The 8,538-nt window shown below is 68.3% G+C and carries 7 protein-coding genes; 2 read left to right on the top strand and 5 right to left on the bottom strand.

What is annotated here, in order from left to right:
• On the bottom strand, positions 1-1,732 hold a 1,732-nt coding region (locus tag B551_RS09090; protein ID WP_083492561.1), incomplete at its 3' end, for a methyl-accepting chemotaxis protein.
• Positions 1,733-2,002: 270 nt separating this feature from the next.
• On the opposite strand from B551_RS09090, the gene B551_RS09085 reads away from it, so the two are divergent.
• Positions 2,003-2,980 (top strand): Rpn family recombination-promoting nuclease/putative transposase, encoded by a 978-nt coding sequence (locus B551_RS09085; RefSeq protein ID WP_043438345.1) that lies wholly within the window; start codon positions 2,003-2,005, stop codon positions 2,978-2,980.
• A 43-nt stretch (positions 2,981-3,023) separates the two neighbouring features.
• On the opposite strand, the gene B551_RS09080 is transcribed toward B551_RS09085, so the two are convergent.
• The 3 genes from B551_RS09080 to B551_RS09070 all read right to left on the bottom strand — a co-directional run bounded on the left by B551_RS09080 (position 3,024) and on the right by B551_RS09070 (position 6,135).
• The gene (locus tag B551_RS09080; protein WP_006579495.1) at positions 3,024-3,995 is read right to left on the bottom strand and encodes a M14 family metallopeptidase; all 972 of its coding nucleotides are present in this window, start codon (positions 3,993-3,995) and stop codon (positions 3,024-3,026) included.
• Between the two features lie 10 nt (positions 3,996-4,005).
• Positions 4,006-4,998 carry a tripartite tricarboxylate transporter substrate binding protein gene (locus B551_RS09075; protein ID WP_006579494.1) on the bottom strand — a complete coding sequence of 331 codons (993 nt, stop codon included), beginning with the start codon at positions 4,996-4,998 and terminating at the stop codon, positions 4,006-4,008.
• Between the two features lie 153 nt (positions 4,999-5,151).
• A complete protein-coding gene (locus tag B551_RS09070) occupies positions 5,152-6,135 on the bottom strand; it encodes a LysR family transcriptional regulator (protein WP_006579493.1) in 984 nt (327 codons plus the stop codon).
• A gap of 272 nt (positions 6,136-6,407) precedes the next feature.
• Here B551_RS09070 and B551_RS09065 point away from each other — a divergent pair, with 272 nt between their 5' ends.
• Positions 6,408-7,109: a tetratricopeptide repeat protein gene (locus tag B551_RS09065; RefSeq protein WP_006579492.1), complete on the top strand. Its 702-nt coding sequence runs from the start codon at positions 6,408-6,410 to the stop codon at positions 7,107-7,109.
• A gap of 210 nt (positions 7,110-7,319) precedes the next feature.
• Here B551_RS09065 and rodA read toward each other — a convergent pair whose 3' ends face one another.
• Positions 7,320-8,462: a rod shape-determining protein RodA gene (gene rodA / locus B551_RS09060; protein WP_023263931.1), complete on the bottom strand. Its 1,143-nt coding sequence runs from the start codon at positions 8,460-8,462 to the stop codon at positions 7,320-7,322.
• Positions 8,463-8,538: the final 76 nt, after the last annotated feature.

Genomic DNA, 8,538 nt, shown 5'->3' with positions numbered 1-8,538 from the left:
GCATGCAGACCCAGAAGCGCACCTCGCCGGCCACGACCGCGAAGCCGCGGCCGTGTTCGCCCGCGCGCGCCGCTTCGACGGCCGCGTTCAGCGCCAGGATGTTGGTCTGGAACGCGATGCCATCGATCATGCCGATGATGTCGACGACTTGCTGCGCGTTGCGATGCACGCCGTCCATCGTCTGCACCACGCGCTCGACCGTGCCGCCGCCGTGCCGGGCCGCATCGGCGGCGCTGCGCACGGTGGCGTCGGCATCTACCGCGGCATCGGCGTTCTGCCGCACCGTCGCGCTCAGCTGCTCGATGCTGGCGGCGGTGCGCTCCAGGCTGCTGGCCTGGCTCGCGGTGCGCGCCGACAGATCGGCGTTGCCGGTCGCGATCTCGCCGGTGCTCGCGACGATCGCATCGGCGCTGGCCCGCACGGTGCCGACGATGCCGGACAGGCCTTGGCCGACGCCGTCGATTGCGCGCATCAGCTCGCCGATCTCGTCGCGGCGCGGGCTGTCCAGGCGCGCGGTCAGGTCGCCGGCGGCGAGACTGCGCGCGGCCGTCGCCGCATCGGCCAGCGGCACGCTGACCATCCGGCGCAGCATCCACCAGAATCCCGCCGACACCAGCAGCGCAAGCGCAAGGCCCGCGCCCAGGAAGCGATTGCGGTTGGCGATCAGTTCGGCGCGCAGGCTATCGACCGGCACCGAGCCGACGATCAGCCATTGCCATTCGGGATAGGTCTCGAACGCGGTCAGGCGCAACGCCGGGGCGCCGCCGTCGAAGGCGATCCGATGCGTGAGGCTGCCCTGGCGCGCGGCCATCATCTCGCGCAGCCAGGTCTTGCCGTCTTCGTCGCGCGCGTCGAGCTGGACCGTGCCCTCCTGGCGGCGGCCGACCAGCAGCTTGCCCTGGTCGGGACCGGGTTTGGCGTCGACCACCACGAAATGGCCGTCCGTGCCGATCGACTTGCGGCGGATGCGGTTTTTCAGCATCGCAAGCTCGGCGCTGACGTCGACGCCGACATAGAGGGCGCCGGCGACCTTGCCGGCGGCGTCCCGCACGGGCTCGTACTTGCTCATGTACGGCTTGCCGAACAGCCAGGTCAACGCGCGATACGAGCGGCCGGCCTGCACCGCGGCATAGGCAGGCCCGGCGCGGTCGAGCAGCGTACCGACCGCGCGCTCGCCGTTCTGCTTCTTCAGCGAAGTCGTCACGCGCACGAAGTCGTCGCCGCGGCGCGCGAACACCGTGGCGATCGTGCCGCCGGTGGTCGCGAAGAAGCGGTCCGGCAGCTCGAAGTTGTTGTTCAGCACGATCTCGCCGCTGCTGAACTGTGGCGTCGGCTGGCCGGCGACCTCGATGGTCTGCGCGGGATCGACCGCATACGGGCCGGGCACCACCGCGGCGAAGCTCAGCAGGAAGCGGTCAGCCTCCTGCAGCATGGTGTCGTCGAACTGGCCGAGCAGGTCGCGCAGCGTTTCGTTCTGCGCGCTCATCGCCGCGCGCTGCTGCGCCTCGAGCTGGCGCATGCTGCTGTCGGACAGCACCCAGGCGAACAGGCCGAACACCAGCACCTGTACGGCCAGCACGATCAGCGCGAGCCGCGTACCGATCCGCGCGGGGCCAGGGCGCCAGCGGGGTGATGGCCGGCTGGTGGACGAAGCGTCGGCGGGGGATGGGGAGTAGGCGCCGGCAAGGCCGGTAGCCGAGGAAGCAAGGGGGGCGGGGGCAAGGGGGCGCACGTCCGTTTCCTGCGAAAAGGAAGTTGCCGGCACCACATGGCGCACGGCGGACGCATGATCTCCGTCACGTCGTCATGGATCGGTTTACGGCTGAGGACGTGCTGCGCTTGATGAGGGTGTTCACCGATTTCCATAGCCATTGACTCGGTTCGGTCCCCATGACGCAACAAATCAGTAACTCATAGCGCGGCAACTATTACGAAAGCTTCATAGCGTCGAATCGGCATGCTGGCGGTATCGGCGCGATGCGCCTCCCGCATGATCGGTACGATGGCCAAGCACGACGACGTCTCCTACAAGTTTCTGTATACCTGTCCCGAATTCGTCAGGGATCTTCTGAAGAGCTTTGTGCCGAGGCAATGGTGGCGCAAGGTGGATTTCACCACCCTGGAGCGCATGCCGTGCAGCTACGTCACCGATGACTTCCGCCAGCGCGCCGACGATGTGGTTTGGCGCGTGCGAACGGGACAGCAGTGGATGTACCTGTACATCCTGATCGAGTTCCAGAGTACCGTGGACACGTTCATGGCCGTGCGAGTGCTCAGCTACTTGATGCTTCTGTACCAGGACCTGATCCGGCGCAAGGAATGTTTACCGGGCCGTCTGCTGCCACCCGTGTTGCCGATCGTGCTGTACAACGGCGAAACGAAATGGACGGCGCCGGTGGATGTCCAAAGCCTGATCGCTCACGATGCGGACCTGCCGATTCCGCGTTTTCGCTATCACCTGATCGACGAGAGCCGGTACTCCGAAGCACAACTCGCTCGGCGGCGCAATCTCGTGGCGGCGGTGATGCGTTTCAACCGATTGAAGAACGAGCGGAGTCTGATCCGCGTAATTCGTGAGGTCCGTTGCTGGATCGACGGACGCAAGGAGCTCAAGCGGACTTTGGCGATGTGGATGCGTGGCGTATTGTTGAGGCAGCGCAAGGGCAAGCTCGCGCTGCCGCGGGTTCGAGATCTGGAGGATTTGGAAATGTCACTGGCACAACGGATGGACGAGTGGGCCGCCCGACACGAAGAGAAGGGCGAGAAGCGGGGCGAGAAGCGGGGCGAGAAGAAGGGAATCACGAAGGGCCGGCAGGAAGGTGCGGCCCGGGTGCTGCAGCAACTGCTGGCGCGCCGGTTTGGGCCGTTGCCACCGGGGGTCGTTGCCAAGCTGAACGCGGCGCAGGCGGCCGACATCAGGCGATGGAGCGGGCGGCTCCTGGACGCCAAATCCCTCGACGCCGTCTTCAAGACACGCTAAGGGCCGCGGCGATGCTCTTGGTGGGCATCTTTGCCGCGGAGAATCAAGGCTGCAGCTGTCCCAGCCGCACTACCGTCACGCCCGGGCGCAGCTGGCGCAGCGACGGCATCACCAGCACGCAGTCGGGATACGGCGTCACCACCGGCACGCCGTCGTTCCAGCCGATGACCGTGCCGGCTTCGGTGAAGGTTTCCAGGCCGGTATAAGGGCCGGCAAAGCGGAAGTTCATGCTGGCGGCGACCACGGGCTCGGTCACGCGCACCACGCGCTGCGGTGCGGCCTGTGCCGACAGCCAGCCGGCCGGCAGGTCGCCGCTGTCGACAATGCCGGCGGCGAGCAGGAAGCGCGCGGTACTGTCGCGCGCCACCGCCACCGACGATGCCTCCCAGTGCTGGCCGCACTCGATCAGCAGCGCATTCTTCGGGCTGGCCGGATCGCCGAAGCCGGCATAGTCGCGCATGCGCCGCCCTTCCGGATGCCCTTCGTCGACGATCACATGCGCCGGTGCGCCGAGCGCGCGCGCCAGCGCCACGCCCTTGTCCAGCGGGCCCGACACGATCAGCGGCAGGCTCTTCTCGTGCATCGAGTGCAGGTCCAGCAGCAGATCGACGCGATCGATCAGCGGGCGCATCTCGCGCGCGCGCCGCAGCTCCGACGAGTCGCGCGACGCATCGTCGAGCACCGCGGCGGTCCAGACGCGGTTGAAGTCCTGGTCGACGAAGCGCGAGGCGTCCGGCCTGGCCGGATCGAAGCGGTGATACGCGTCGACGTTGGCGAACGCCAGCGTCAGCTGCCCGCGGCGGGGCTTGAGCCCGAGATCCAGCAGCTCCTTGACGACGATCGCGCCGCAGACCTCGTTGCCGTGGGTCAGCGCGTTGATCATCACGTGCGGACCTGGCACGCCGCTGTCGAAGCGGTGGACGTAGGCGACGCCGGTATTGCCGTCGGCGTACGGCCGGATGTCGGGAAATGCGACTTCGACCGGGTAAGCGTCGAGCGTGGTCATCGTGTTCATGGGGTTCCCGTTATTGCTGGATGCCGGCCGCCTGCACGATGGTGCGGTACTTGGCGGTCTCGCGCTTGACGAAGGCGGCGAACTGGGCCGGATTGGCGGGCGCGACCTCGACGCCGGCCTCGGCCAGCTTCTTGCGGACCTCCGGCATCGCCAGCACGGCCTGCATCTCGTTGTTGAGACGATCCACCACCGCGCGCGGCGTGGCCTTCGGCGCCATCAGGCCGAACCAGACGCCCATGTCGACGCCCTTCAGCGCAGGCGTCTCCGCCAGCGCCGGCACGTCGGGCGCCACCGCGGCGCGCCTGGCCTCGGTCACGCCGTAGGCCTTGACCCGTCCGGCCTGGATATGCGGCAGCGCGGACGACAGCACCATCACCGCCAGATCGATCTGGCCGCCGAGCAGGTCGGTTGCCATGGCCGACGCACCCTTGTACGGCACGTGCGTGATGCCGACCTTGCCCTGCTGCTTGATCAGCTCGCCGGCGAGGTTCAGCGGCGTGCCGACGCCCGACGACGCGTAGGCCAGCTTGTCCGGCTGCGCCTTGGCCAGCGCGATCAGTTCGCCGGCATTGCGCGCCGGCAGCGTGGGCTTGCCGACCAGCACCATCGGCTGCGTGCCGACGAAGGTGATCGGGGCCAGGTCCTTCTCGCCGTCGTAGCGGACCGCCGGATTGGTCAGGCGGGCGATCGACACCTCGCTGCCCGAACCCATCAGCAGCGTGTAGCCATCGGCCTCGGCCTTGACCACGCGCGACGCGCCGATGGTGCCGCCGGCACCGCCGAGGTTTTCGATCACCACGCTCTGGCCGAGCCGCTTGCCCAGCTCGGGCGCGACGGTGCGGGCCACCAGGTCGACGCTGCCGCCGGCCGTGTAGCCGACCACCAGCGTGATCGGCTTGGCGGGCCATTCGCTGGCGCGCGCGTCGGCCGGAGCCAGCGACATGGCCGAGATGGCGGAGAACAGCAAGGTGGCGGCGGTGGCAGTCCGCAGCGAGATCTTCATGGCAACGCTCCCGTGTCTATCTGTTATCGATGTGGTATGGCGCGATGTTAGGGAGCGGCGCCGTGTCGTCGCATGCGGGTTTGGCAATGGCGATTGCCGGATCGGCAAGCGGGAAGGCGGAGCACCGCCTGCGCGCCCGGCCGCCCGGCGGTATTACGCCGTCGCGGCGCGCCAGAACGCCTCGGCGAGCGGGCGCATCGCCGCGCGCGGACGGTAGAGCCGGATCTGCAGCACCAGATCGCGATTGCCGCCCTGCTGGCCGCCAAACTGGCCGCCCTCCGTCCCGGCGTCTGCGACGTTGCCGATATCGGCGCGCACCAGCCGGCCGGCATGCAGATCGTCGGCGATCAGCCGTGCCGGCAGCCAGGCCAGGCCCATCCGCTGGCGCACCATCTCGTGCACCGATTCCGCGAAATCGCAGACCGCCACCACGTCGAGGCGGCCGGCCAGTTTGCGCCGGGCGATTTCCTGATTGACCATGCGGCCCATCGTCAGCGTTTCGGCATAGGCAATGGTCGGGACCTGCGCGCCGCTCTTGCCGCCGGTGCCGCGCGCCGGCAGGCGGAAGCACGGGCCACCGGAGGCGTCGGCGGCGGCGACGCAGACCAGCCGTTCGATCCCGACCGGGTGGAACTGGTAGCGGGCCTCGTCCAGCCGCACCGGCAGGTCGGGCGGGCTGTAGCACAGCAGAAAATCGGCATCGCCCTCGGTAAACATTGCCATCGCATCGTGCATGGCGAAGGTCGACAGCCGGGTGCGGAAGCCCGCGGCCACCGGATCGTGACGCAGCGCCTGCCTCAGCCCGGCCAGCCACGCCGGCACCAGCGAGCGCGACAGCGTCTTGCCGGTGGCGATCACCACGGTGCTGGCATCGACACGGTGGGCCGCCCGCAGCGCCAACCGCGTTTCCTCCAGCGTATGCAGCGCCGACTGCGCCGCCTCCAGGAACTGCCGGCCCTCGGCGGTCAGCCGGACTGGGAACACGCTGCGATCGATCAGCGGCGCGCCGGCCCACACTTCGACCGCCTGCATGCGGCGGCCGAAGGCCGGTGGGGTGACGTTGCGCAGTTCGGCGGCGCGGGCGAGGCTGCCGGCCTCGGCCAGACAGACAAAGTCTTCGAGCCAACGGATATGCATGGGCAGGGGGGCGGTCGGTTGGTGTCGGGGGAGGGCGGCAGCGCGTCTTCCTTGCGCGGCCGCGTCATTCTAGAGCGTACGCAGCGGCCTGCACGCGCGCGGCGTCGTCGCGGCCAAGCGCCAAGGCGAAACGGCAATCATGTGATTGATGAATGAAGCGGGCGAAAAAATTCCGCTTGTTATTTGTCCTCTTAATGAACCGGTGCAAGCTATCACCGCCTTCCATCGGCTCCTACACTGGCTGGAAAGCCCGATCCCACTGGGAGTCCGCCATGCCGTCCCTTCGCCGCCTCGCCTGCCATGCCGCCTGCACGCTGATCCTGCTGGGCGGGTGGCAGACCGCGATGGCGGCACCCCGGCCGCCGCAGCCCGCGGAGACGCTGACGCGCCAGGCGGTGGCTGCCTACGAGGCGGGCGCTTTTGAGTCCGCGCTGCGCGACTTCGCCGACGCGGCGCGCCAGGGCAACCGGCTGGCGCAGTTCAACTACGCGATGATGCTGCTGCGCGGCGATGGCACCGCGTCGAAGCCGCAGGAGGCGCTGGTCTGGCTGAAGAAGGCGGCCGACAACGAGATGACGCATGCGCAGTTCACCTGGGGCGAACTGCACGAGCGCGGCGAACTGGTGCCGAAGTCGCTGGAGGAGGCCAACCGCTGGTATCAGCGCGCCAGCCAGGGCGGGCATATTCAGGCGCAGGTCGCGCTGGCGACCAATTACTTCATCGGCCGCGGCGTGCCGCGCGATTACGCCAAGGCCTTCGAGTGGTACACGCGGGCGGCGACCGCCGGGGACGGCGGGGCGCAGTACATCGTCGCCAGCTTCTACGAGCGCGGCGAGCCGGGCGTGGTCGAGCGCGATATCGAGCAGGCCAAGATCTGGTACGCCCGCGCCGCGGCGCGCGGCGACCCCGGCGCGCTGGCCAAGCTGCGGTCGCTGCTGGAGCAGACGGTCAGATCGCGCGCGCCGACGATGTAGCGGACGCCTTTCCCTCTGCCCTGCCCCTCTCCCGCAAGCGGGAAAGGGATGAGGTGCGCAAGAGATCGCGCGGTGTTCCGGCGGTTCTTGTCTCTGCTGGGGGCGCGAAAGGGAATCGCTGCGCCAGGACTCGCGCGGATTCTCCGCTCTCCCGCTCGCGGGAGAGGGGCGGGGGAGAGGGCAAGCGCGCGCCAGCGCGCCGGCGCTCCCTCAGGTCTGGATCAGCCGCTTCTGCCGCGAGATGTTCATCAGGATGCCGATCCCCATGCCAAGCGTGACCAGCGCGGTGCCGCCGTAGCTGATCAGCGGCAGCGGCACGCCCACGATCGGCAGGATGCCGCTGACCATGCCCATGTTGACGAAGGCATAGGTAAAGAAGATCAGCGTGACGGCGCCCGCCAGCAGCCGCGAGAAGTGGGTCGGCGCGTTCGCGGCGATATAGAGCCCGCGGAAGATCAGCAGCAGGTACAGCACCAGCAGCACGGCATTGCCGATCAGGCCGAATTCCTCCGAGTAGACCGCGAAGATGAAGTCGGTGTGCTTCTCGGGAATGAACTCGAGGTGGGTCTGCGTCCCCTTGAGCCAGCCCTTGCCCATCAGGCCTCCGGAGCCGATCGCGATGATCGACTGGATCGTGTGGAAGCCCTTGCCGAGCGGATCGGTCGTCGGATCGAGCAGCGTGCAGACCCGGTGCTGCTGGTAGTCGTGCAGCACCGGCCAGTTGACGCCGGGCGCGCACATGTCGTGCTCGAAGAACAGCAGCCCGGAGATCAGCGTCACCAGGATCGCCAGCGCCGGCAGGATCAGCTTCCAAGACAGGCCGGCGAAGTAGATCACGTACATGCCGGCCGCCAGTACCAGCAGCGCGGTGCCCAGGTCCGGCTGCTTGGCGATCAGACCCACCGGTACCGCCAGCAGCACGCCGGCGACGATGAAGTCGAACCAGCGCAGCCCGCTCTCGCGCTTCTGGAAGTACCAGGCCAGCATCAGCGGCATCGCGATCTTCATCAGCTCCGAGGGCTGGATCACGATGCCGACATTGAGCCAGCGGCGCGCGCCCTTGCGGATCAGCCCGAACATCGCCACTGCGATCAGCAGCGCGACGCCGACCGTATAGAGCGGCACCGCGACCCGCATCAGCGTCTGCGTGGGCAGATAGGCGATCACCCACATCACCGCGTAGGACAGCAGGATATTGCGCAGCTGGTCTTCGACGCGGCCGGGCATGTCGACCGAGGCCGAGTACAGCGCGACGATGCCGGTGGCGAACAGCAGGAAGACGATCAGCGCGAGCGGCTTGTCGAAGCCGGTCAGCGCGGTCTTGATCAGGGACAGGGCGCGTCTGCGATCCATCTGCGCCTCCTTCAATGCGTGGCGTTGGCGCCCGGCGCCGCGGCGGCCTGCCGGGCGCGGGATGCGGGAGACGGAG

It is taken from the genome of Cupriavidus sp. HPC(L) (assembly GCF_000307735.3).
In the GTDB taxonomy this organism is placed as follows: domain Bacteria; phylum Pseudomonadota; class Gammaproteobacteria; order Burkholderiales; family Burkholderiaceae; genus Cupriavidus.
The sequence above is the reverse complement of the archived record's forward strand: the minus strand, read 5'-3'. Positions and strand labels throughout refer to the sequence as shown.